Source organism: Pseudomonas sp. SJZ078 (assembly GCF_007828255.1).
In the GTDB taxonomy this organism is placed as follows: Bacteria; Pseudomonadota; Gammaproteobacteria; order Pseudomonadales; family Pseudomonadaceae; genus Aquipseudomonas.
Genome location: NZ_VIUG01000043.1, coordinates 1 through 22,432 on the forward strand (window position 1 = coordinate 1; position 22,432 = coordinate 22,432).

The 22,432-nt window shown below is 61.1% G+C and carries 20 protein-coding genes; 8 read left to right on the plus strand and 12 right to left on the minus strand.

Annotated features, from left to right (window positions below):
* Positions 1 to 166: 166 nt before the first annotated feature.
* Positions 167 to 1,396: a nucleoside recognition domain-containing protein gene (locus tag FBY02_RS25495; RefSeq protein WP_144931025.1), complete on the plus strand. Its 1,230-nt coding sequence runs from the start codon at positions 167 to 169 to the stop codon at positions 1,394 to 1,396.
* A gap of 54 nt (positions 1,397 to 1,450) precedes the next feature.
* On the opposite strand, the gene FBY02_RS25500 is transcribed toward FBY02_RS25495, so the two are convergent.
* From FBY02_RS25500 to FBY02_RS25520, 5 genes are all read right to left on the minus strand, one after another.
* The gene (locus FBY02_RS25500; RefSeq protein ID WP_144931027.1) at positions 1,451 to 2,458 is read right to left on the minus strand and encodes a DUF5924 family protein; all 1,008 of its coding nucleotides are present in this window, start codon (positions 2,456 to 2,458) and stop codon (positions 1,451 to 1,453) included.
* 92 nt (positions 2,459 to 2,550) lie between these two features.
* Positions 2,551 to 3,927, minus strand: coding sequence for a pitrilysin family protein (locus FBY02_RS25505; RefSeq protein ID WP_144931029.1), 1,377 nt, complete (start codon positions 3,925 to 3,927; stop codon positions 2,551 to 2,553).
* A 57-nt stretch (positions 3,928 to 3,984) separates the two neighbouring features.
* Positions 3,985 to 5,643: a Na/Pi cotransporter family protein gene (locus tag FBY02_RS25510; protein ID WP_144931031.1), complete on the minus strand. Its 1,659-nt coding sequence runs from the start codon at positions 5,641 to 5,643 to the stop codon at positions 3,985 to 3,987.
* Positions 5,644 to 5,971: 328 nt separating this feature from the next.
* Entirely contained in the window at positions 5,972 to 6,739 is a 768-nt protein-coding gene (locus tag FBY02_RS25515) for a TerC family protein (RefSeq protein ID WP_024778426.1), read from the minus strand.
* 76 nt (positions 6,740 to 6,815) lie between these two features.
* Positions 6,816 to 8,123 carry a CitMHS family transporter gene (locus FBY02_RS25520; protein WP_144931033.1) on the minus strand — a complete coding sequence of 436 codons (1,308 nt, stop codon included), beginning with the start codon at positions 8,121 to 8,123 and terminating at the stop codon, positions 6,816 to 6,818.
* 412 nt (positions 8,124 to 8,535) lie between these two features.
* Here FBY02_RS25520 and FBY02_RS25525 point away from each other — a divergent pair, with 412 nt between their 5' ends.
* Both FBY02_RS25525 and FBY02_RS25530 read left to right on the plus strand, forming a co-directional pair.
* Entirely contained in the window at positions 8,536 to 9,549 is a 1,014-nt protein-coding gene (locus FBY02_RS25525; RefSeq protein ID WP_144931035.1) for an AAA family ATPase, read from the plus strand.
* Complete coding sequence (locus FBY02_RS25530; RefSeq protein WP_144931036.1) at positions 9,546 to 10,052, plus strand: hypothetical protein; 507 nt, start codon at positions 9,546 to 9,548, stop codon at positions 10,050 to 10,052. Before FBY02_RS25525 ends, FBY02_RS25530 begins: the two co-directional genes overlap by 4 nt.
* Positions 10,053 to 10,072: 20 nt before the next feature.
* Here the strand turns inward: FBY02_RS25530 and FBY02_RS25535 are convergent, their stop codons facing one another.
* Positions 10,073 to 10,399, minus strand: a complete 327-nt coding sequence (locus FBY02_RS25535; RefSeq protein WP_144931038.1) for a DOPA 4,5-dioxygenase family protein — start codon at positions 10,397 to 10,399, stop codon at positions 10,073 to 10,075.
* Between the two features lie 74 nt (positions 10,400 to 10,473).
* Here FBY02_RS25535 and FBY02_RS25540 point away from each other — a divergent pair, with 74 nt between their 5' ends.
* Positions 10,474 to 11,133, plus strand: a complete 660-nt coding sequence (locus FBY02_RS25540) for an NAD(P)-dependent oxidoreductase (RefSeq protein WP_144931039.1) — start codon at positions 10,474 to 10,476, stop codon at positions 11,131 to 11,133.
* A 104-nt stretch (positions 11,134 to 11,237) separates the two neighbouring features.
* Here FBY02_RS25540 and FBY02_RS25545 read toward each other — a convergent pair whose 3' ends face one another.
* Positions 11,238 to 12,188 (minus strand): LysR family transcriptional regulator, encoded by a 951-nt coding sequence (locus FBY02_RS25545; protein ID WP_144931041.1) that lies wholly within the window; start codon positions 12,186 to 12,188, stop codon positions 11,238 to 11,240.
* Between the two features lie 114 nt (positions 12,189 to 12,302).
* On the opposite strand from FBY02_RS25545, the gene betC reads away from it, so the two are divergent.
* The 3 genes from betC (at position 12,303) to FBY02_RS25560 (ending at position 16,442) form a co-directional block, all read left to right on the plus strand.
* On the plus strand, positions 12,303 to 13,817 hold the full coding sequence (gene betC, locus FBY02_RS25550; RefSeq protein ID WP_144931043.1) for a choline-sulfatase: 1,515 nt from the start codon (positions 12,303 to 12,305) through the stop codon (positions 13,815 to 13,817).
* Between the two features lie 19 nt (positions 13,818 to 13,836).
* Positions 13,837 to 14,757, plus strand: a complete 921-nt coding sequence (choX, locus tag FBY02_RS25555) for a choline ABC transporter substrate-binding protein (RefSeq protein WP_144931044.1) — start codon at positions 13,837 to 13,839, stop codon at positions 14,755 to 14,757.
* Between the two features lie 116 nt (positions 14,758 to 14,873).
* Positions 14,874 to 16,442 (plus strand): SulP family inorganic anion transporter, encoded by a 1,569-nt coding sequence (locus tag FBY02_RS25560; RefSeq protein WP_144931046.1) that lies wholly within the window; start codon positions 14,874 to 14,876, stop codon positions 16,440 to 16,442.
* A 73-nt stretch (positions 16,443 to 16,515) separates the two neighbouring features.
* On the opposite strand, the gene aroE is transcribed toward FBY02_RS25560, so the two are convergent.
* Together aroE and hemF are read right to left on the minus strand one after the other, a co-directional pair.
* Positions 16,516 to 17,337, minus strand: a complete 822-nt coding sequence (gene aroE, locus FBY02_RS25565; protein ID WP_144931047.1) for a shikimate dehydrogenase — start codon at positions 17,335 to 17,337, stop codon at positions 16,516 to 16,518.
* A 9-nt stretch (positions 17,338 to 17,346) separates the two neighbouring features.
* A complete protein-coding gene (hemF, locus tag FBY02_RS25570; protein WP_144931049.1) occupies positions 17,347 to 18,261 on the minus strand; it encodes an oxygen-dependent coproporphyrinogen oxidase in 915 nt (304 codons plus the stop codon).
* 164 nt (positions 18,262 to 18,425) lie between these two features.
* On the opposite strand from hemF, the gene FBY02_RS25575 reads away from it, so the two are divergent.
* Positions 18,426 to 19,403, plus strand: coding sequence for an NADPH:quinone reductase (locus FBY02_RS25575; RefSeq protein ID WP_144931051.1), 978 nt, complete (start codon positions 18,426 to 18,428; stop codon positions 19,401 to 19,403).
* 182 nt (positions 19,404 to 19,585) lie between these two features.
* Here FBY02_RS25575 and FBY02_RS25580 read toward each other — a convergent pair whose 3' ends face one another.
* The 3 genes from FBY02_RS25580 to FBY02_RS25590 form a co-directional block, all read right to left on the minus strand.
* A complete protein-coding gene (locus tag FBY02_RS25580) occupies positions 19,586 to 20,143 on the minus strand; it encodes an L-threonylcarbamoyladenylate synthase (protein ID WP_003196294.1) in 558 nt (185 codons plus the stop codon).
* Between the two features lie 61 nt (positions 20,144 to 20,204).
* On the minus strand, positions 20,205 to 21,305 hold the full coding sequence (gene dprA / locus FBY02_RS25585) for a DNA-processing protein DprA (protein WP_144931052.1): 1,101 nt from the start codon (positions 21,303 to 21,305) through the stop codon (positions 20,205 to 20,207).
* Between the two features lie 81 nt (positions 21,306 to 21,386).
* A complete protein-coding gene (locus tag FBY02_RS25590) occupies positions 21,387 to 22,412 on the minus strand; it encodes a LysM peptidoglycan-binding domain-containing protein (protein ID WP_144931054.1) in 1,026 nt (341 codons plus the stop codon).
* Positions 22,413 to 22,432: the final 20 nt, after the last annotated feature.

The following is a 22,432-nucleotide window of genomic DNA, read 5'->3' on the forward strand; positions in this document are numbered from 1 at the left end:
ACCGTCCAAGGCCAGGGCGGCCGAGGACAGTGAAGATTTCCAAAACTCGGTATCCGGTAGATCGTAAGGCCGCTCCGCTTAAGTGAACAGCATTATGGATAAATCCGGGGTTTGTCGTTTCTGCCGGTCCCGCTATCATTCGCCGCATCTTCCGGGGGGTTAACCGATGCTCAATGGCCTGTGGCTTGGCTTCTTTATCGTGGCGGCCGTCTCGGCGCTGATGCAGTGGCTGGTAGGTGGCAATGCCGGCATCTTCGCGGCGATGGTGGAAAGCATCTTCGCCATGGCCAAGCTGTCGGTGGAGGTGATGGTTCTGCTGTTCGGCACCCTGACCCTGTGGCTGGGATTCCTGCGGATCGCTGAAAGGGCCGGGATCGTCGACTGGCTGGCCAAGGCCCTCGGTCCGCTGTTCCTGCGGTTGATGCCGGAAGTGCCGCCGGGCCATCCAGCCATTGGCCTGATCACCCTCAACTTCGCCGCCAACGGCCTGGGCCTGGACAACGCCGCCACCCCCATCGGCCTGAAGGCCATGCGCGCCCTGCAGGACCTGAACCCCAGCCCGACCATTGCCAGCAATGCGCAGATCCTGTTCCTGGTGCTCAATGCCTCGTCGCTGACGCTGCTGCCGGTGACGATCTTCATGTACCGCGCCCAGCAAGGCGCGCCGGACCCGACCCTGGTGTTCCTGCCGATCCTGCTCGCCACCAGTTGTTCAACCCTGGTGGGGCTGCTGTCAGTGGCTCTCATGCAACGCCTGCGGTTGTGGGATCCGGTAGTGCTGGCTTACCTGATTCCCGGGGCGCTGGCGCTGGGCGGGTTCATGGCGTTGCTGGCCACGCTCTCGGCGACAGCCCTGGCGGGGTTGTCCTCGATCCTCGGCAACCTGACGTTGTTCGGCCTGATCATCCTGTTCCTGGTGGTGGGCGCCCTGCGCAAGGTCAAGGTGTACGAAGCATTCGTCGAAGGCGCTAAGGAAGGGTTCGACGTTGCCAAGGGCCTGCTGCCGTATCTGGTGGCGATGCTGTGTGCGGTCGGCGTGTTACGGGCTTCGGGCGCACTGGATTTCGGTCTGGACGGTATCCGGCACCTGGTGCAGTGGGCCGGCTGGGACACGCGCTTCGTCGACGCCTTGCCGACGGCGATGGTCAAGCCGTTCTCCGGCAGTGCCGCCCGGGCGATGCTGATCGAAACCATGAAGACGTCCGGCGTGGACAGTTTCCCGGCCCTGGTGGCGGCGACCATCCAGGGCAGTACCGAGACCACGTTCTATGTACTGGCGGTGTACTTCGGCGCCGTGGGCATCCAGCGGGCGCGGCACGCGGTGGGCTGTGCGTTGCTGGCGGAGCTGGCCGGCGTGCTGGGGGCCATCGGGGTCTGCTACTGGTTCTTCGGTTAAAGACAGGCCTTGTGGGAGCGGGCCTGCTCCCACAGGTTCAAAGCTTGCCCTGCCTCAGTCCGTTACGCTGAACCGCAGCACCCCGATCATCTGCCCGTTCTCCGTCAGTACCCTTACCTGCCATTTACCCGCCGGCTTGTCCGGGAAGTTCTGCTTGTGGGTCCAGGCGCGGTAGCCTTCCTTGCGTCCGCCATGAATGTCCAGGGCGATACGGTCCACTTCTTTGCCGTTGAACTGCCAGACGTGATAGATCCGCTCGTCGAGCCCGCGCGGCGCATTGATGGCGGTATAGGCATACAGACCATTGCCGCGGATCTGCGCGGCGCTGACTTCCTTGAAGCTGTCACCGGGTGTGCGGTCCTCCAGCTGGGTGCTGATCGCCACTTCGGTCATCCACAGTGTGGCCGGTGGTACCCAGGAGCGCAGCACCCATCCGGCGGCGCCAATGCCCAGGGTGATGCATAGAATCGCCAGGGCGTTGCGCACGGTGCGGATCGGAAAGATCGAGGCCAGGCTCGGGAACGACAGCAGCATGGCGATGCCCAGTGCCAGCTTGAAACTCTGGTCGGTGGTCAGGTGCATGATGATCGGCAGCGCCGTGAGCAGGGCAGCGAACAGCGTCAGCGTGTGCAACGCCAGGAACGCCCAGCGCCGGGGCGCCAGCCATTTGTAATACAGCGGATCGGTGATCGAAATCAGCCCTGAGGCCCCCAGCAACCCGGTGAAAATCAGCTGGCTGCTGTTCCAGGTGGTGGTGATCAGGAAAAACGGCAGGACAAAAAACAGGCTTTCCTGGTGAATCATCTGCGTGGCGTAGCGCAGCAACGGCTGCGGTATTTCCCGCTTGAAGATCCGCGTGAACAGTCGGGTCAGGCTGTTTTCCAGCATCAGCCAGAGCCAGCTCACCAGCATCAGGACGGCGATCCAGGTCGCCAGGCCTTGCTGGCGGTCCACCAGTACGAAACTGCCGGCGCCGGAGATGAAACCGCCGAGCGCGATGACCCCTGGGTAGCGCTTCATCAATTCAAGGATGCGCTGGATGTAATGGGTCAGGGTCTGCATTAGGCGGTTTCACAGTAAGTCGTAGGAAATATCCCCGACAGAGTATCGTTCTGACACCTGTATGGCGAGGCTCGCCACAAGAACCCAGCAGGTCAGGTCTTGAGACGCAGCCTCCACACCACCAATCCCAACAGCAACAACCCCAGCAGACCGCCCACTCCCCAGACCAGTTCATCGTCACTGAGCAGCGGCTTCTCGATGCGCAGGTAGCCCGGGTCCTTGAGCAGTTCGCGCAGGGCCTGGTTGGCCTGTTCCAGGCTCACCGCCTGCAGGCGTACGGCTGGGTTGGCGAAGCGACCGTCTTCGTAGTCGCCCAGGGCGCCCCAGTAGTAATCCGCCAGGGCACTGTTGCCTTGAACCGCCCAGGTCTGGTGGGCAATGGCTGCGCGTTTGAGGCGCATGAAGCTGTCGGGGTCCAGCCCGTCCTTGAGCAATGTTATGCGCAATTCTTCGAGAGCCTGTTCGGCTTGTGGCAGATCTTCGCGGGCCAGGTCTGCGTTCAGGCTGAGGAAGCCGACGCCGCCGAACACCTCCCGCTCCACCCATGGCCCATAGGACAGGCCGCGGGCCAGGCGCAGCTGGCGATAGAGGGCCCAGTCCAGATAGTTCTTGAGCAGGTCGAAGGTCTCGTCGTGTTGCTGTTCCAATACCGGTTCGGGGAACAACCAGTGCAGCTTGGCGCCATCGCCCACCAGGCTGCGGATCAGGTTGCGCTTGGTCACGGCGCTGTAGCGGATCTGTGGCAGTGCCTCGTGGGCGGTGGGCTCGACCGGTTTGAGCTTGCCGTAGGTGCGTTCCAGGTAGGCCGGCAGCAAGCGATCGAGGTCGCCGACCACGATCAGCGTCATGTTGTTCGGTGCATACCAGGCTTTGCGAACCTGTTCGAGGCGGGCGAGGGTGTGCTGCTCGACTTCGGCCCGTTCCGCGCAACGCAAGCCCAGCTCCACCGCCAACTGGTTGCTGGCCTTGTGCCCCAGGTCCTGGCGGTCGAGCCAGCGTTGCAGGTGGGTGTAGTGGCCGCCGTCCTCGCGTTCGACCACCCGTTTCGCTGCCTCCAGGGCCTTTTCATCGATGCGGGTGCGGGTCAGCACCGCCAGCAGCAGGTCGAGGATCTTGCGCTGGTTACTTGCCGGTGCCTCGATGACAAAGGTGGTGTCGGCATTGCTGGTGAACGCGTTCCACTCGCCGCCCAGCGCCTGCATCCGCTCTTCCAAGGCGCCTTCGCCACCTTCATCGATCCCGCTGAACAGCGCATGCTCAAGCAGGTGCGGCAGCTCTTTTTCGGCGCAGCTGAAGTCGTCCAGGCCCACGCCGATCACCAGCCGGATGGCGACGTGACCGCGTTCGCTGCCGGGCTTGAGCAGCAGCTGCATGCCGTTGGGCAGCGTGTAGCCTTCGACCTGGAACCGGTCCAGGGCTACCGCGGGCAGCGAACCGAACAAGAAAAGAGCGAATAACAGACCACGCATAACGGCTTCCTGGCGACTGACAGTCCAACCCTACTGACTGAACAATGTGCCAGATGTTCAAGGCGAGTGGGTGATGTCGGATATTTCATCCGCCGCCAGGGCACCGATTTCGGCGGTTTCCAGCACCACATAGGCGCTGCCGCAGAACAGCGAGTTGAGGCGCCGCATGTCGGCAATCAGTTCCAGGTGCAGGGAACTGGTCTCCAGGCTTTGTACGATCTTGCGCTGCAAGCGGCTGACATGGGCATGGGCCATCCGTCTTTCCTGGGCACGAAAGCGCCGTTTTTCGCGCAGTAACTGACGGGCGCTTTCCCGATCGCCACTGAGGAACACCGACAAGCCCAGCCGCAGGTTGGCGATCAAATGGCTGTGCAGCCCCGCCAGCTCCTCCAGGCCTACGTCGGAAAAGGACAGGCGCTGCGAGGTCTTCTGCTGCTGGACCTTGCGTAGCATGCGTTCGATGAGGTCGCTGCCGAGCTTCAGGTTGATCGCCAGCTCGATGATCTCCGCCCATCGACGACTGTCCTGCTCACTGAGGTCTTCGCGGGGCATCTGGGCCATGTACAACTTGATGGCGCTGCACAGTATCTCGACGTCATCGCTCACGCGCCGCACCTCCTGGGTGAGCGCCGTCTGCTGGCCGCGCAGCACGTCGAGCATGGCTTCGAGCATGTTTTCGATCAGGTCGCCGATGCGCAGTGTCTCCCGGGCCGCATTGGCCAGGGCCAGGCTCGGCGTGACGAGGGCCGTGGGATCCAGGTGTCGGGGCTTGGCGGTGCCGTTGGTTTCCGCGCGCTCCGGCAGCAGCCACGCGCAGAGCCTGGCCATCGGCGCGACGCTGGGCAGCAGCACCAGGCAGCGTACGGAGTTATAGAGCAGGTGAAAGCCGATGACGGTTTCCTGGGGGCTGAAATCCAGGCTGTCCAGCCACCCCACCAGGGGGTCGAGCGCTGGAATGATCAGCAACAATCCGATCAGCTTGTACAACAGGCTCCCCAGTGCCACCTGCCTTCCGGCAGCGTTCTGCATACTGGTGCTGAGGAACGCCAGCACGCCGCTGCCGATGTTGGCGCCGATCACCAGGCCAATGGCTACCGGCAGACTGATCACCGCCGCGCCGGCCAGGGTTGCCGTCAGCAGCACGGCGGCCAGGCTCGAATAGGAAATCATGGCGAACAGCGCTCCCACCAACGCATCGAGCAGGATGTCGCCGGTCAGCGAGGCGAAGATCACCTTCACGCCTTGGGCCTGGGTGATGGGCGCGGCGGCTTCGACGATCAATTGCAGCGCGAGGATGATCAGCCCCAGGCCGATGGAGACACGGCCCATTTGCCCGACGCGGGTCTGTTTGCGCGACAGGAAAAAAATCACCCCGAGGAAAATCAGCAACGGCGACAGCCACGACAAGTCGAGGGTCAGCACCCGGGCCATCAACGCCGTGCCGACGTCGGCGCCGAGCATGGTCGCCAGGGCAGGGGTCAGCGCCATCAACCCCTGGCCGACGAACGAGGTGACCAGCATGGCCGTGGCGTTGCTGCTCTGGACCATGGCGGTGACCATGATGCCGGCGACAAATGCCAGCCAGCGCCGGGACATGTTCTGGCCGATGACGTGGCGCAGGTTGGAGCCATAGACCCGCAGGATGCCGGTACGGACGATATGCGTGCCCCAGATCAGCAGGGCTACGGCAGAGAGTAGATTCAGCAGGGTCAGCATGAGAGGCCCCCTGTTAGCGTCTCAAAGAGACAAGTTGACGATGCCACATCGTTCTTCGTTGTACTTAAGCTGTAGTTGGCGAACGGTTAGGGCGCCAGCATTGCACAGCTAAAGAGTCGTTTGAAACAAAACTGTCACAAAAAAGCCACCGCAAATCCCGGTGGGAGCGGGCTTGCTCGCGAAGGCGGTGGATCAGTTTGCAACTATGTGGCTGATATGACGCATTCGCGAGCAAGCCCGCTCCCACAGGAGTTTTGCGTTGGGGCCACTTTACTGCGGGCATGAAAAAGGGGCTCCCAAGAGCCCCTTCGTTCATTGCTCCGTTCCGTTACTGACCCGGAACGTCCTTGCGCAGTTTCACCGGATCCTGCTGTTTGCGCTTGCGCGCAATCGCGGTGCGCATCTTGATGTTGATCGCCTCCACGGCCAGGGAGAACGCCATGGCGAAGTAGACATAGCCTTTGGGTACATGGACGTCGAACGACTCGGCGATCAGTACGGTACCGACCACCAGCAGGAACGACAGCGCCAGCATCTTCAGCGATGGATGCTTGTCGATGAACTCGCTGATGGTGCCCGAGGCCAGCATCATCACCAGCACGGCCACGATGATCGCCGCCACCATCACTGGCACATGGGAGACCATGCCGACGGCAGTGATGACCGAGTCCAGGGAGAACACGATGTCAATGATCGCGATCTGGATGATGGTGTAGAGGAAGTTGCCACCCTTGCCCGACGGTTGATCGTCGCTTTCGTCGTCGCCTTCCAGCGCGTGGTACATCTCCTGGGAGCTTTTCCACAGCAGGAACAGGCCACCGAAGAACAGGATCAGGTCGCGACCGGAGATGCCCTGGCCGAACACTTCGAACAAATCGGCGGTCAGGCGCATGACCCAGGTGATGGACAGCAGCAACAGGATCCGCGTGATCATGGCCAGGGCCAGACCAAAGATCCGGGTGCGCGCCTGCATGTGCTTGGGCATGCGGCTGACCAGGATCGAGATCATGATGATGTTATCGATGCCCAGGACGATTTCCAGGGCGGTCAGGGTAAAGAAGGCAACCCAGATTTCCGGGTTGGTCAGCCATTCCATGTGAGTTCCTTTGAACGAGTGTTAGGCCGCGCCGCGTTTCGGGATAACCAGAAGCGCGGCGCCGCGGATATTGCTTTTATAGAGTGCTGAACAGCGGAAAGATCCCCATCAGCAAGGCGGCAAACATTATGCACAGGCAAACCAGCACTGCCCACTTCAGGGTGAAACGCTGGTGATCACCGAACTCGATTCCGGCCAGCGCTACCAGCAGGTAAGTGGACGGAACCAGCGGACTCAACAGGTGGACGGGCTGGCCGACGATCGAGGCACGGGCCATTTCCACCGCCGAGATGCCGTAATGGCTGGCGGCTTCGGCGAGAACCGGTAACACCCCGTAATAAAATGCATCGTTAGACATGAAAAATGTGAATGGCATGCTCGCCAGCGCGGTAATCACCGCCAGGTACGGGCCGAGGAAATCCGGGATCACCGCCAGCAAACTCTTGGACATGGCGTCGACCATGCCGGTGCCGGACAGGATGCCGGTGAAGATACCCGCCGCGAAAATCAACCCGACCACCGCCAATACGCTGCCGGCATGCGCCGCGACACGATCTTTCTGCTGTTGCAGGCATGGGTAGTTGACGATCATTGCGATACTGAAGGCCACCATGAACAGCACCGGCAGTGGCAACAGGCCGGCGATCAGGGTGCACATCAGGGCCAGGGTCAGGGCGCCGTTGAACCAGATCAACTTTGGACGGCGGGCGTCGGGGAACTGGGACACGCTGATTTCGCTGTGGTCGATTTCATCGTGGGCCAGGTGCAATTCACCCAGGCGCGCACGCTCGCGTTTGCCGTACATGTAGGCAATCGCCAGGATCGCCACCACACCGAACGCCATTGCAGGAATCATCGGCACGAAGATGTCGGACGGGTCCACATGCAAGGCACTGGCCGCACGAGCTGTCGGGCCGCCCCAGGGGGTCATGTTCATCACGCCACCGGCGAGGATGATCAGGCCGGCCATGATCCGCGGGCTCATGCCGATGCGGCTGTAGAGCGGCAGCATCGCGGCCACGCAGATCATGTAAGTGGTCGCGCCGTCACCATCGAGGGAAACGACGAGCGCCAGAACGGCGGTACCGACCGAAACTTTCAGCGGGTCACCCTTGACCAGCTTGAGGATCTTGCGCACGGCCGGGTCGAACAGGCCGGAGTCGATCATCAGGGCAAAGTAGAGGATCGCGAACATCAGCATCACCCCGGTCGGAGCGAGCTTGGTGATGCCTTCGAGCATCATCGGGCCGATCTTCGGCGCAAAGCCGCCGAACAGGGCGAACAGGATCGGGATGATGATCAGGGCGATCAGCGCGGACAGGCGCTTGGTCATGATCAGGAACATGAACGTGATGACCATGGCGAAGCCAAGGAAAGTCAGCATGGGAAATACTCCAGGCGTGGCGCGGCGAGGCTAAGGCGAACCGGGCAGGTCAGCGCAGAACGTGAGACACGGGACGGACGGATGGAGTGGGCGCAGCGGGACGGGTAGCAGCGGACATCAGAATCACCATTGTTGTTGTTAAAAAGGCCAAACGGTCGTGGAAATCCGTTTCTGGCCACCGGTCTTTTGCCGGTAGTGAGGCGATCCTAATCGCGCAAGCTTTCAGCCAGCTTTCGCGAATGGAAAGGTCTGACAGAGGGCAGATATCTATCCTTCACTCAGATACCCGACTCTGAAGGTGTGTTGTCGGTCATTTCCGATCTTGACGTGGGGGCTCGTTGCTCGCTGTATCCACAGGAATCGTAATGGTAGGCTTGCCGCCAACTGCAAGGTTTAAACGGAGCTCCAGCCAATGCTCAACAGTGTTGAATTAGATAATTTCGGTCCGCTGCGGCACATTCGTTGGGGCAAGCTTTCAAACATCAACTTGATCATTGGCGCCAACAGCAGCGGCAAGACATTTTTGCTCAAGTCCCTGTATTGCAGCATGCGGACGCTTGAGGAATATCAGCGCGGAAATGATCAGCGTTCAGCTGCCGAAATATTGGCTGATAAGCTCTATTGGACTTTCCAGGCGGACAAGATTGGCGACTTGGTGACAAAAAATTCCGACGGCCCGCTGTCATCCAGGGTCATGGTTGACTCCAGGGAGTTTCGTTACAGCTTCGGCAGGGATACCACCAAAAATATAGCTTCCCTGGAAAATCATGTTCCCCCGAGGGAGAGCAACTCCATTTTCCTGCCGCCCAAGGAAGTGCTTTCTCTTCAAAGCATCATTTTGAAAAGTCGTGACGTAGATAAGGAATTCGGCTTTGACGACACCTACTACGATTTAGCCCGGGCACTGCGCATCACTCCGACCAAGGGAAAAAATCACGCACACTTTGCAAAAGCCAGAGAAAGTCTGGAGGACATGTTCGATGGCAAGGTTGAATTCGACAGCAAGACCAGCCGCTGGCAGTTCAAGAAGGGCAACCAGAAATTCCCGATAGGCGCGACCGCTGAAGGTGTGAAAAAAATCGCGATCCTGGACACCTTGCTGGGTAATCGTTACCTCTCCAAGGATTCGGTTGTCTTTATCGATGAACCGGAATCGGCTCTGCATCCCGTTGCTATCTCTCGGCTGATCGAGATCATCGTATCGCTCGCAGCCAGCGGTATTCAGTTCTTCATTGCCAGCCATTCGTACTTTGTTGTGAAAGCGTTGTACGTGGCGGCGCAAAAACAGCAGATGCCGGTACCAGTGCTGTCCTTCATCAAGGATCATTGGGTGGCGAATGATCTTTTATCGGGAATGCCTGATAACCCGATCATTGACGAGTCTATCCGGCTTTATGAAGAGGAAGTGGAGTTGGCTCTGGGATGAGTATTTCCTTCGTTGAATCAGGTATGAGCTTTGGCCCCTATGCCGAAGATGAGATTTTTCCGATAGAGAAGAGTCCCCTCTATAAGGATTTAGGCCAGGGGCTGATGATTGCCGAGTTCGTACTCATTCGGCCCGGCGTGAATGGGTCAGAAGAAGTTTGGGTCATTGAAGCCAAGTCAAGCGCACCCAAGAGCTTCGCTAATTACATTGAAGAAATACGGCAAAAACTGACTAATTCCGTCCAGTTGACTTTGGCCTCTTGCTTGAGGCGCCATCAACAAGCGGCCGAGCTGTTGCCTGCTCGCTTCCTGCGTCTGGATCTGGGTGCCTGCACATTCAAGTGCATACTCGTCATTAATGGATTTCGCAAAGATTGGTTGCCGCCTCTTCAAAGCGCTCTGGCCAAGGAAATGAATTCACTGGTTAAAACCATGGGCCTCAAGCCGGGCTCCGTTAGTGTCATCAACGATGACAAAGCGCGTGAGCTGAAGCTGATTCACTGACACTGAGCTACCGGCAATACTCAAAACACCGAAAGATCCAACTGCCGCATCGCTCCCATCCAGATCGCATGGTCGGTGTGGTCTGCCAGTTCATCGCCGGTGTTCGGATGGAGAAAGATCACCAGCCCTTTGCGATAGAGCGCCAGCCACGGCAGCACCACGCCGATGTATTGCGGATCGAACGACAGCTGGCAGCTCCAGTCCGGATGGGGGCCGACCGGGCGCTCATGGACACGGCCCATTTCCAGCGGAAACAGGCGCGACGCTTCCTCACACAATGCCCGTGCCTGGTCGATGGTGCTGGCATCGAAGTAAACATGGGCGTGGTAACCCTTGATCCGTTGCATTGTCACTCCTTGCGAACCCTCGCCGTTTCCCGCAGGTCAGAGCCTTATACGCGGTAAAAAAGGGAAAAACAGCCATGAAAAACGCCGAAACCCCGGTGATCAAAATGGTGCTCTATGGTGCCATGAGCAGCCTCGGCAGTGCGTTGATGGCTGAGATGCTGCGACGCCAGCATGAAGTCATTGCCGTTCTCGATGATCTCACGGCCTTGGCGCCGCGTCCGGGCCTGCGGACCAAGACGGGGGACCTCTATGACCCCGAGCGGGTCAAGCAAAGCGTCGCCGGTGCCGATGCGGTGGTGTGTCTGCTGAACGCGCCGGGGCTGCCGATGAACAGCGAGCACGTGGAACGCACGTTGATTCCAGGCCCGGTGGAGCAGGTCCTGGCGGTGGATGCGTTGATCGCCGGCATGCAGGCGGTGAACATTACCCGACTGTTTCTGGTAGGGGATTTCGCCGTACTTGACGAGGAAGAGGGCGACGACGACTTGCAGCATCATGCCGCCGAGGAAATCCTTGATGCTCTGCGCAACAGCACATTGCAATGGACCCTCGTCAACTCGCCTTATGCTGTTGCCGGGTTGAGCATCGAGCATTTCACCCAGGTCAGCACCAGTCTGGAACCGGGTATGGCCGAATCCCTGGAACGGCTCAACCGGGTGGCGGTCGGCATTGCCGATGAGCTGCGCTTGAACCTGCATGTGGGCCAGCATGTGAGTTTCGTAGCCGCTACCTGACGACCACATAACTTTGCGGCAAGAATCTCTATGGTGGCGAGGGGATAAACCTCCTCGCCACAATGGTTTTTCTTTGATTATGAAAGTGCCTTTCCCCGCAAATCTCAAACAGCAATGGACGGCAACGGCAACCCCGTGAGCGACTCACCGCTGTTGGCCTGTTCCTCCATCAGCCAGTCCACAAACTGCCGGATCAATGCCCCGCGCCGTTTACGCTGGGGCAGGACCACGTAATACCCCAGGCGCGACAGCACCGTCTCGGCGATTGGACGACAGAGCAGGCCCTGGGCCAACAAGTTATCCACAAGGTGACGCCAGCCGATGGCAACCCCCTGGCCGCCAATAGCCGCCTGGATCAGCAAGGTGTAGTTGTCGAAACGCAGTTGCCCCGGTGCCGGAGGCGAGGTGATGCCCAGTTCGCGGAAGACGCCATTCCAATCGAACCAGTGGCTGCTGTTGCCGCCACGCAAGTGCAGGAGCGGGAACTCCGACAAGGCCTGGGCGGGCAAGGGCAGGGGACGTTCCTTGAGCAGCAACGGGCTGCACACCGGAAAGACTTCTTCGCTGAACAGCCAGCGACCTTCGCCCTGTTTGAAGCGACCGTCGCCGAACAGCACGGCAACGTCGATATCGGTGCGCAACATGTTGTGGTTGCGCTCGCTGGTCACCAGGCTGACGTCCACTTGCGGGTTGGCGGCGTGAAAACGATGCAGGCGCGGCATCAACCAGTAGGCAGCGAAAGCGAAATCGGTGGCGACCTGCAACACCTCATGCTGGTGTTGCGCAGTGATCGCGCTCACGCCTGCGTCGATGTTCTGCAATCCGGCCTGGACTTGTTCGAAGAGGGTGGTCCCTGCCTCGGTCAGTTCGATGCCGCGGTAAATGCGATCGAACAACCGCGTGCCGAGCTGCTCCTCCAGGCGTTTGATCTGCTGGCTGATGGCCGGTTGCGTGGTGCCCAGCTCAATCGCCGCTGCCGTAAAGCTTCGTTGCCTGGCCGCTGCTTCGAAGGCTCGAAACAGATCCAGGGACAGGTCACCCAAGGCGTCATACATAAGCTGTGCTTATCCTAGTCATTATCTTGCATGGGCTTTACCCCAATAGTTTGGGGGAACATGCTCAATCGCAGCAATTTCGCATAACCGCTCACTATGGAATGCCGCGATTACATGAAGCGCAAGAATATTCTTTTCATCATGGCCGATCAGATGGCCGCGCCAATGTTGCCGATCTACGGTCCTTCGCCGATCAAGCTGCCGAATCTGTCGCGCCTGGCCGACCAGGGCGTGGTGTTCGACGCCGCGTATTGCAACAGCCCGCTGTGTGCGCCGTCGCGCTTTACCCTGGTGAGCGGCCAATTGCCCAGCAAGATCGGCGCCTATGACAACGCCGCGGATTTTCCGGCCGACGTCCCGACGTACGCCCATTACCTGCGGCGCCTCGGCTACCGCACGGCGCTCTCCGGCAAGATGCACTTCTGTGGGCCGGACCAGTTGCACGGCTACGAAGAGCGCCTGACCAGTGACATTTACCCGGCCGACTACGGCTGGGCCGTGAACTGGGATGAGCCGGACGTGCGGCCGAGCTGGTACCACAACATGTCGTCGGTGCTGCAGGCCGGGCCTTGTGTGCGTACCAATCAGTTGGATTTCGATGAGGAAGTGGTGTTCAAGGCTCAGCAGTACCTGTTCGACCACATCCGTGAGGACGGTGACCAACCGTTCTGCCTGACCGTGTCGATGACTCACCCACACGACCCGTACACGATTCCCAAGGCTTTCTGGGATCTGTATGACGACAACGACATCCCGCTGCCGCAAACGCCAGCGCAGACCGAGCTCGACCCTCACTCCCAGCGCCTGTTGAAGGTCTATGATCTGTGGGACAAGCCATTGCCTGTGGATAAGATCCGCGACGCGCGCCGTGCCTATTTCGGCGCGTGCAGCTATATCGATAGCAATGTTGGCAAGCTACTGCAGACCCTTGAGGACACCGGCTTGATGGAGGACACGATCATTGTGTTCTCCGGTGATCATGGCGACATGCTCGGTGAAAAAGGGCTCTGGTACAAAATGCACTGGTTCGAGATGTCCGCACGGGTGCCGCTGCTGGTCAGCGCTCCGGGTCAATTCGCCAGTGGCCGGGTCAGCGCGGCGGTGTCCACCGCCGACTTGTTGCCTACCCTGGTGGAATTGGCCGGCGGCACGCTGGAGCCTGGTTTGCCGCTGGATGGCCGCTCGCTGGTGCCGCATCTGCAAGGGCAGGGCGGGCACGATGAGGTCTTTGGTGAATACATGGCCGAGGGCACCATCAGCCCGTTGATGATGATCCGCCGCGGCCAATGGAAATTCATCTACAGCGAAGATGATCCGTGCCTGCTGTTTGATGTACGTAACGACCCCAAGGAACTGGAAGATCTCAGCCAGTCACCGGAGCATCAGACCCTGTTCGCCGAGTTTCTCCTCGAAGCCAGGGCCAAGTGGGACATTCCGACCATTCATCGACAGGTGCTCGCCAGCCAGCGTCGCCGTCGTTTCGTCGCCCAGGCACTGACCCTGGGCAAACTCAAGAGCTGGGATCACCAGCCGCTGGTGGATGCCAGTCAGCAATACATGCGCAATCACATCGATCTCGACGATCTGGAGCGCAAGGCCCGTTATCCACAACCCTGCCAAAACCAATAACGAACGTAAGGGGAAGCACATGCAAAAGTTATCCACAGTACTGGCCGCTGGGCTGTTGGCGTTGAGCAGTGCCTCGGCGTGGGCCGAGCAGAGCTGCGAGATGGTAAAGATGGCTGACCCGGGTTGGAGCGATATCGCGGCGACCAATGCCATCACCGGTTTCCTGTTGGAAGGCATGGGCTACAAGCCCAAGGTCGACACGCTTGCGGTGCCGATCACGTTCGGCGGCCTCAAGGATGGCCAGGTCGATGTATTCCTGGGCAACTGGATGCCGGCGCAGCAGGGGTTCTATGACAAATTCGTGGCGAACGGGGATGTCACCCAATTGGCCAAGAACCTGGACGGCACCGAGTTCACCCTGGCTGTCCCGGACTACGTCTGGGACGCCGGTGTGCATAACTTTGCCGACTTGAACAAATTCGCCGACAAGTTCGAGAAGAAAATCTACGGCATCGGTTCCGGCGCGCCGGCGAACCTCTCCCTGAAGGAAATCATCAAGACCAATGATTTCGGTATGGGCGACTGGAAACTGGTGGAGTCCAGCGAGCAGGCGATGCTGGCGGAAGTGTCCCGGGCGGTGAAGAAACAGAAATTCGTGACCTTCCTCGGCTGGACCCCGCATCCGATGAACGTGCAACTGAAAATGCACTACCTCAAGGGCGGCGAGAAGTACTTCGGCGATACGGGCAGCGTCTATACCCTGACCCGCAAGGGTTATGCACAGGCCTGTCCGAACGTGGGCAAGTTATTGACCAACCTGAGCTTCACCCAGGAAATGGAAAACAGCATCATGGCCGACGTAGCGAACAAGAAGCTCAGCAATGCCGAGGCGGCCAAGGCCTGGATCAAGGCCAACCCGGCGGTGTTGGGCAAGTGGCTGGATGGTGTGAAGACCGTGGATGGCCAGGAGGCGTTGGCGGCGGTGAAGGCCAAGCTCTGATGACCCTGGGTCTCCGCGCACACCCTGGACGGTGGCGCGGAGCACTTTCTGTGGCGAGGGGATCGGTAGGCGTCTTGTCCTGATACCCTGACCGCAAAATCTCATATTGAGGCCCCATGGCAATCCCCACCCGCCATTCACTGTTCCCTTTCCTGAGCTGGCTGCCCCGGCAGACCCGGGCCAGCGTCGGCCGTGATCTGGTCGTGGGTTTGAGCGGCGCGATTCTCGCGTTGCCGCAGTCCATCGCCTATGCCCTGATTGCCGGTCTGCCCCCGGAGTACGGCTTGTACGCCGCCATCGTGCCAGTGCTGATTGCCTGCCTGTGGGGTTCGTCATGGCACCTGATCTGCGGTCCTACGGCAGCGATCTCCATTGTCCTGTACGCCAGCGTCAGTCCCCTGGCTGTGCCCGCGACGCAGGACTACATCACCTTGATCCTGCTGCTGACGGTACTGGCGGGCATTTTCCAATGGTTGTTGGGCCTGTTACGTTTCGGCGCGCTGGTGAACTTCGTCTCGCACTCGGTGGTGCTCGGCTTCACCCTGGGCGCGGCGGTGGTGATCGCACTGGGGCAGTTGCCGAATCTCATGGGGCTCGATCTGCCGAACGAGGCCACGGCCTTGAAGGGCTTGCTGATGTTGCTCAGTCACCTCGGGGCTGTGGATAAACCTTCGTTGCTGTTGGGGCTGGGGACACTGGCCCTGGGGGTTCTACTCAAGCGGCTGCTGCCGCGCTGGCCGAGCCTGTTGATAACCCTGGTCATCAGCAGTCTGGTGGTCTGGTGGTGGCCGGCCATGTTCGGGCATGTGGCGCTGGTCAGCGCCTTTACCGGGCGCCTGCCGCCGTTCACTGCGCTGCCATTGGACCTCGACCTGATCCTGCGCCTGCTTCCCGGCGCCGTTGCGGTGGGCATGCTCGGGCTGGTCACCAGCCTGTCCATTGCCCGCTCGTTATCGGTGCGCTCCGGGCAACTGCTCGATGCCAACCAGGAGGTCAGGGCGCAGGGGCTTTCCAACATCGTGGGCGGATTCTTCTCCGGCTCCCTGTCGGCCGGGTCCTTTACCCGTTCCGGCCTCAGTTACGACGCGGGGGCCTGTTCGCCCCTGGCCGGGGTGTTCTCCGCCTTGTGGGTGGCCTTGTTTGCGGTCGCCGGTGCGAAACTGATCTCGCATATCCCGATTCCGGCGATGGCCGGCAGCATCTTGCTGATCGCCTGGGGGCTGGTGGATCACCGTGGCATCCGGGCGTTGTACCGGGTGAGCCGCTCAGAATTCATGGTGATGGGCCTGACTTGCCTGGCGACCTTGCTGCTGGAGCTGCAAACCGCGATCTACGCGGGGGTGCTGGCGTCGCTGTTTTTCTACCTCAAGCGCACGTCACAGCCGCGGGTGCAGCATGCCCACGAAGGCGAGGCGGAAGTCCTGCGGGTTGGCGGTTCGATCTTCTTCGGCGCCAGCCATTACCTACAAGTGCGCCTGCAACGCTTGCAAGGGCAACGGGTGGTGATCGATGCCCAGCAGATCAACTTCATCGATTATTCCGGAGTGGAAATGCTGCACCAGGAAGCCCGCCGCCTGGGCGCCCAGGGGCGCAGCCTGACGTTGCGCAGGGCCAGGCCGCAGGTAGTGGAGGAGTTGAAGAAGCTTGAAGGGCCGCAGAGATGCCCGATTCACTTCGAGGATTGAAAAGCAGCGCAGAGCTCCTCTGTGGCGAGGGGATTTAGCGAGACGTCGCCACAATAGTCCGCTCCAAACATGGTCAGAGCGCCAGCTGGCGACGCAACTCAGCCAGCACCGGCGCGGTGTCCGGGCGCACGCCGCGCCACAGGTAGAACGCTTCGCCTGCCTGTTCCGCCAGCATCCCCAGGCCATCCATCGCCACCGCGGCGCCCTGCTCGCTGGCCCAGCGGCAGAACGAAGTAGGCTCCTTGCCATACATCATGTCGTAGCACACTGTCTTGCCGGGCTCGATCAGGCTGCCTGCAATCGGCGGTACATCCCCCGACAGGCTCGCGGACGTGGCGTTGATGATCAGGTCCACCGGCTCGCGCAGCCAATCGAAACCACTGGCCGAGACCGGGCCCAGGTCGGCGAACAGCTCGGCCAGCAACTCGGCTTTTTCCACCGTACGGTTGGCGATGATCACCGAAGCCGGTGCCTCGCCCAGCAATGGTTCCAGGGCGCCGCGCACCGCGCCGCCAGCTCCCAGCACCAGGATACGTCTACCCTTGAGGCTGAAGCCGGCATTGACGGTCAGGTCCCGCACCAGCCCGGCACCGTCGGTGTTGTCGCCCAACAGGCTGCCGTCGGCCAGCTTGCTCAAGGTGTTGACCGCCCCGGCCCGCTGCGCCCGTTCGGTCAAGCTGTCAGCCAATCGGAAAGCGTCCTCCTTGAACGGTACGGTGACATTCGCCCCACGTCCCTCGCGGAAAAATTCCCGCGCGCAACCGGCGAAATCATCCAGGGGAGCCAGAAGGGTGCTGTAGTCCAGTGTCTGCCCGGTCTGTTCGGCAAACAGACGATGGATCAACGGCGACTTGCTGTGGCCGATGGGGTTGCCCATTACAACGTAGCGGTCCATGGTCATAGGTCAGGCCTTCACCAGCCAATCGCGATCCTGCAGGAAATACTCGGTCAGGCGCGCTTCTTCGCTGCCCGGCTCGGCTTTCCAGTCGTAGCCCCAGCGTACCTGCGGCGGCAACGACATCAGGATCGACTCGGTGCGTCCGCCCGATTGCAGCCCGAACAGAGTGCCGCGGTCGTAGACCAGGTTGAATTCCACGTAGCGCCCACGGCGGAACTCCTGGAACTCCCGTTGTTTGGCGGTGAACGGCTCGTGTTTGCGCCGGCGCACGATGGGCAGGTAGGCCTCGATGTAGGCATCGCCGATCGCACGGATGAAGGCGAAGCAGGTGTCGAACCCCCACTCGTTCAGGTCATCGAAAAACAGGCCGCCGATACCCCGGGGTTCGTTTCGATGCTTGAGGTGGAAATAGCTGTCGCACCAGGCCTTGTAGCGCGGATACACCTCCGGGCCGAACGGTGCACAGGCCTGCTCGGCCACGCGGTGCCAATGCACGCAGTCTTCGGCGACGCCGTAGTAAGGCGTCAGGTCGAAGCCGCCACCGAACCACCAGACCGGTTCTTCGCCTTCCTTTTCCGCGATGAAAAAGCGCACGTTGGCGTGGGAGGTCGGAACGTGGGGGTTGTGCGGATGGATCACCAGCGACACGCCCAGGGCTTCGAAGCCACGCCCGGCCAATTCCGGCCGATGAGCACTGGCCGACGGTGGGAGACCGCTGCCGAAGACGTGGGAAAAGTTGACGCCGCCCTTTTCAATGACCGTACCGTTTTCCAGCACCCGGGTGCGACCGCCACCGCCGGCCGGCCGGGTCCAGGCGTCTTCGACGAAGCGAGTGCCGCCGTCCTCGGCTTCCAGAGCAGCGCAGATGCGGTCTTGCAGGTCGAGCAGATAGGCTTTCACGGCCTCGGTGCGAGTGGTCATGACACCCCCTTTGATCAGGACTGGGCTACGCGGCGTACAGCGGGCCGGTGGCCAATGGGCGCACAGGATACCACCGCACTTGCTCACGCCACAGTTGACGAAGGTCAAGCTTAGGAGTCCGATGTCAGGCTTGGTAAAAGTCCTGCGACAAGGAGAGAGTGAAGATGGCCAAACGTATCCAGTTCAGTTCCCACGGCGGCCCCGAAGTGCTTGAGTACGTGGATTATCAACCTGCCGAACCGGGCCCGCAGCAGGTGCGCGTGAGTAACCGGGCCATCGGCCTGAATTTCATCGACACCTATTACCGCAGTGGTCTTTATCTACCGCCGGCCCTGCCTTCGGGCCTGGGCGCCGAAGGGGCGGGCGTGGTCGAGGCGGTCGGCTCGGGCGTCACCCGGTTCAAGGTGGGCGATCGGGTGGCCTATGGCAGCGGTCCGCTGGGCGCCTATAGCGATGCGCATGTGTTGCCCGAGGCCAACCTGGTGCACCTGCCGGAATCGATCAGTTTCGAACAGGCTGCCGGCGTCATGCTCAAGGGCCTGACTGTGCAATATCTGCTGCGCCAGACCTATGAGCTCAAAGGGGGCGAAACCATACTGTTCCATGCTGCTGCCGGTGGCGTGGGTTCCCTGGCCTGCCAATGGGCCAAGGCCCTGGGCGTGAAGCTGATCGGTACGGTGAGCTCGGCGGAAAAAGCGGCCGTCGCCAAAGCCCATGGCGCCTGGGAAACCATCGATTACAGCAAGGAAAACGTCGCACAGCGGGTGCTGGAGTTGACGGACGGCAAGAAAGTGCCGGTGGTGTACGACGGGGTCGGCAAGGACACCTGGTTGACCTCGCTCGATTGCGTTGCGCCTCGTGGCCTGCTGGTGAGCTTCGGCAATGCCTCGGGTGCGGTGGACGGCGTGAACCTGGGGATTCTGTCAGCGAAGGGTTCGTTGTACGTAACCCGCCCGACCCTGGCGACCTACGCCAACAATGCCGAAAACCTGCAACGCATGGCCGACGAACTGTTCGGGATGATCAGCAGCGGTAAGCTCACGGTGGATATCAATCAGCGCTATCCGTTGGCGGAAGCGGCCAAGGCCCAGGCCGAATTGTCGGCGCGGCGCACGACGGGGTCGACCATTCTGTTGCCTTGAGGCTCGCTCCCACATTGGACAGTGCTGTGCATAAGTTCTGTGTTCAACACGAACCCTTGTGGGAGCGGGCTTGCTCGCGAAAGCGGTGGGTCAGCAACGTGAATATAGGCTGATCCGACGCCTTCGCGAGCAAGCCCGCTCCCACAGGGAGTCTTTGTTGAAGTCAGAGATTGTGACCGGGCTCAGTCCGGCCGGACCACTTTTCCGGTGGCCAGGTCGCGAATCACGCTGGGATTCTTGCGCCCGCCCAGGTTGCCGCCGAGTACCAGGTCGATCTGCCCGCGGAAGTACTGCTCGACGCGAATCCGCGTGCGTGCCGCCGGGCGGCCCTGGGGGTTGGCCGAGGTGGACACCAGCGGCCCGACCAGCGAGCACAAGTCACGCACGGTGGGGTGATCGCTGACCCGCAGCGCCACCGTGTCGTGCACCCCGGTGATCCATTCCGGCAGCAGATTCTGGTGCGGCACCAGCCAGGTATTGGGCCCCGGCCAGGTGCTGGCCATGCGGTCCATCCAGGTGTCGGGGAAGTCTTCGAACAGGAAGTCGAACTGGTGAATGTTGTCCGCCACCAGGATCAACCCCTTGTCGGGCAACCGCGATTTGATCGCCAACAGGCGCTCCACCGCCTCCTCGTTCCACGGATCGCAACCCAGGCCCCAGACCGCTTCGGTTGGGTAGGCAATCACCGCCCCGGCGCGAATTTCTCGCGCGGCTTGTTGCACACGCCAACTGTTGACCATGAAAGATTCTCCGCAACACAAGATAAGGCTGTGCGCAGTTTACCGATCTTCCCCATAAAACCTAGCGCGTGCGCGCAAACCAGCGGCCATTGTCAGACGTGGCGCGCCCCTCCATTTCCAGTTCGGTCAGCGCCGCCAGCACTTTGGGCAACCCCCAGCCACTGGCATCGGCCAAGGCTTCACTGGTCAGCGGCGCGGCATGGAGCAGGCGCAGCAGCGGGTGTGTCACCGGCACAGGCTCGTCAGTCAACGATAACCGGTGCCAACCGCGCAAGGCTTCGAGGATGTGCTCGACGGTTTCCACCAGTGCCGCACCGTCGCGGATCAATTGATGGCAACCCCGGGCACCGGGATGGTGGATCGATCCCGGAATGGCATACACCTCGCGCCCCTGTTCCGCCGCCAGCCGTGCCGTGATCAGCGAGCCGCTGGCGACGCTGGCTTCGACCACCAGGACGCCAAGGGACAAGCCGCTGATGATCCGGTTGCGGCGCGGAAAGTTGCTGGCGTGGGGCGGCGCGTCCAACGCAAACTCCGAGAGCACCGCGCTGCCTTGGGTAATCATGGCGTCCGCCAGGCGACGATTGCGCTGTGGATAAAAGTTTTCCAGGCCGGTGCCCAGAACCCCGATGGTTTGCCCGCCGACATCCAGTGCCGCCTGATGAGCAGCCGCGTCGATGCCCAGGGCCAAGCCGCTGGTGATGACAAAACCGGCGCTGGCCAGGCTACGGGAAAACGCCGCGGCCGTGTCCATTCCCGGACGCGAGGCCCGGCGACTGCCCACCATCGCCAACTGCGGTTTTTCCAGAATGGTGGGATCGCCAGCGGCGAATAATAGCGGTGACGGGTCGCTGATCTGCGCCAGCAGCGCCGGGTAGTCCGGCTGGTCCCACATCAGCAAATGCTGGCCCGAACCCTCCAGCCAGGCCAATGCGTGGGCGGCGCCGTCGCGCACATCCGGGTTGCGTCGGGCTTCGGCGCTCGCCGCGGGCAACCCCAGCGCCCGCCATGCGCTGGCCGGTGCGCTGATGGCTTTGGAGGCCGAGCCGAAGGCTTCCATCAGGGTCATGAAGCGTTTGGGTCCCAGCTCCGGCAAGCGGTGCAGGCGCAAGCGGGCCTCCAGTTCCGCCGGGGAAACCGAAGGGCATTCAGGCAATGTCATGTGATCAATCCTTGATCGTCATACGTCCCGTTCGAACGGGAACAAGCTGTGGATAACTCTGTTGGTAAGTTGTGAGACCCGTTATGGATTGCGCACCTTGTCGAGCACCGCCAATGAACGCGAGGCGTACAGCACCAAGCCGTAGCTGAGCTTGTCGTAGGTGCGGAACACCATCAGCAGGCCGGCGCGTTCGTCGGGGATCTTCACCGGTTCGCCGGTGACGCGGTCGCGCACGGTTTCACCGGTCTTCATCACCGCCAGGACATTGCCCTCGGCCAGCCCGTCGCGGCGGCCCTTGTTCAGTGTGACCACATCCAGCGCGCCGATCTGGGTCACGCCCCGTGGCACATCGAGGATCAGCCCGTTGATGTCCGTTTTCGGCGCACTGGGCATGAACGTCGAATTGATCGAGCGTTCTTCGCCACTGAACAGCCGGTCGCCGAGACGTACTTCCTGGGTAGTGCGTTGCAGGGTAAGGGTGGTGACATCGCCCTCTGCGGTCACGACCTCGGCGCTGCCGATGTCGTCGGCGTTGATGCCCAGTAATTCCTTGGTCTGCGGATCGGTGTAGACCTTGCCTTGGCGGAAGATGCCGTAGCTCGACTGGTCTGTGGCGAATGCGCCGCGGGCGAAGATCTGGTCCCCGGCGCCGCTGAGCACCCGTTCGGCATTGCCGGCGACGACGTAGGGCGCCTTGTTGAAATCCTCGGCCGTGTCGACGATGCGGTTGCTCAGCAGGAAGCTGTTGATGGCTTGCAGCGGGATACTCGGAATGGCATCGGCCACCGGTGAGCTGCGGATACGCGGCGACAGCTTGATGGTACCCCGCGAGGCGCCGCGGTTGAGGGTCAGCCGTGGTTGGCCATTGACGTAGACCAGTGACAGGGTATCGCCGGGATAAATCAGGTTCGGGTTCTCGATCTGCGGGTTGGCCTGCCAGAGTTCGGGCCATTTCCACGGCTCGCGCAGGTATTTGCCGGAAATGTCCCACAGTGTGTCGCCAGCGACCACGGTGTATTGCTGTGGGAAACCTTCCCGAAGTTGCACTTGCCCGTGCGCGATCCCGGCCGAGGCCAGGAGCAGCAGGGCGAGTAGTGATTTCCTCATGCGGTGAATCCCTTTATCAT

Excerpts from the sequence above, each read along its gene's own strand:
- FBY02_RS25505 (WP_144931029.1), bottom strand. The coding sequence starts at position 3,927 with ATGCGTGGTCTGTTATTCGCTCTTTTCTTGTTCGGTTCGCTGCCCGCG.
- FBY02_RS25510 (WP_144931031.1), bottom strand. The coding sequence starts at position 5,643 with ATGCTGACCCTGCTGAATCTACTCTCTGCCGTAGCCCTGCTGATCTGG.
- FBY02_RS25530 (WP_144931036.1), top strand. The coding sequence starts at position 9,546 with ATGAGTATTTCCTTCGTTGAATCAGGTATGAGCTTTGGCCCCTATGCC.
- FBY02_RS25495 (WP_144931025.1), top strand. The coding sequence starts at position 167 with ATGCTCAATGGCCTGTGGCTTGGCTTCTTTATCGTGGCGGCCGTCTCG.
- FBY02_RS25580 (WP_003196294.1), bottom strand. The coding sequence starts at position 20,143 with ATGGTCAACAGTTGGCGTGTGCAACAAGCCGCGCGAGAAATTCGCGCC.
- FBY02_RS25545 (WP_144931041.1), bottom strand. The coding sequence starts at position 12,188 with ATGTATGACGCCTTGGGTGACCTGTCCCTGGATCTGTTTCGAGCCTTC.
- FBY02_RS25560 (WP_144931046.1), top strand. The coding sequence starts at position 14,874 with ATGGCAATCCCCACCCGCCATTCACTGTTCCCTTTCCTGAGCTGGCTG.
- FBY02_RS25500 (WP_144931027.1), bottom strand. The coding sequence starts at position 2,458 with ATGCAGACCCTGACCCATTACATCCAGCGCATCCTTGAATTGATGAAG.
- FBY02_RS25525 (WP_144931035.1), top strand. The coding sequence starts at position 8,536 with ATGCTCAACAGTGTTGAATTAGATAATTTCGGTCCGCTGCGGCACATT.
- betC (WP_144931043.1), top strand. The coding sequence starts at position 12,303 with ATGAAGCGCAAGAATATTCTTTTCATCATGGCCGATCAGATGGCCGCG.
- FBY02_RS25590 (WP_144931054.1), bottom strand. The coding sequence starts at position 22,412 with ATGAGGAAATCACTACTCGCCCTGCTGCTCCTGGCCTCGGCCGGGATC.
- FBY02_RS25515 (WP_024778426.1), bottom strand. The coding sequence starts at position 6,739 with ATGGAATGGCTGACCAACCCGGAAATCTGGGTTGCCTTCTTTACCCTG.
- FBY02_RS25540 (WP_144931039.1), top strand. The coding sequence starts at position 10,474 with ATGAAAAACGCCGAAACCCCGGTGATCAAAATGGTGCTCTATGGTGCC.
- hemF (WP_144931049.1), bottom strand. The coding sequence starts at position 18,261 with ATGACCACTCGCACCGAGGCCGTGAAAGCCTATCTGCTCGACCTGCAA.
- FBY02_RS25575 (WP_144931051.1), top strand. The coding sequence starts at position 18,426 with ATGGCCAAACGTATCCAGTTCAGTTCCCACGGCGGCCCCGAAGTGCTT.
- FBY02_RS25520 (WP_144931033.1), bottom strand. The coding sequence starts at position 8,123 with ATGCTGACTTTCCTTGGCTTCGCCATGGTCATCACGTTCATGTTCCTG.
- dprA (WP_144931052.1), bottom strand. The coding sequence starts at position 21,305 with ATGACATTGCCTGAATGCCCTTCGGTTTCCCCGGCGGAACTGGAGGCC.
- aroE (WP_144931047.1), bottom strand. The coding sequence starts at position 17,337 with ATGGACCGCTACGTTGTAATGGGCAACCCCATCGGCCACAGCAAGTCG.
- FBY02_RS25535 (WP_144931038.1), bottom strand. The coding sequence starts at position 10,399 with ATGCAACGGATCAAGGGTTACCACGCCCATGTTTACTTCGATGCCAGC.
- choX (WP_144931044.1), top strand. The coding sequence starts at position 13,837 with ATGCAAAAGTTATCCACAGTACTGGCCGCTGGGCTGTTGGCGTTGAGC.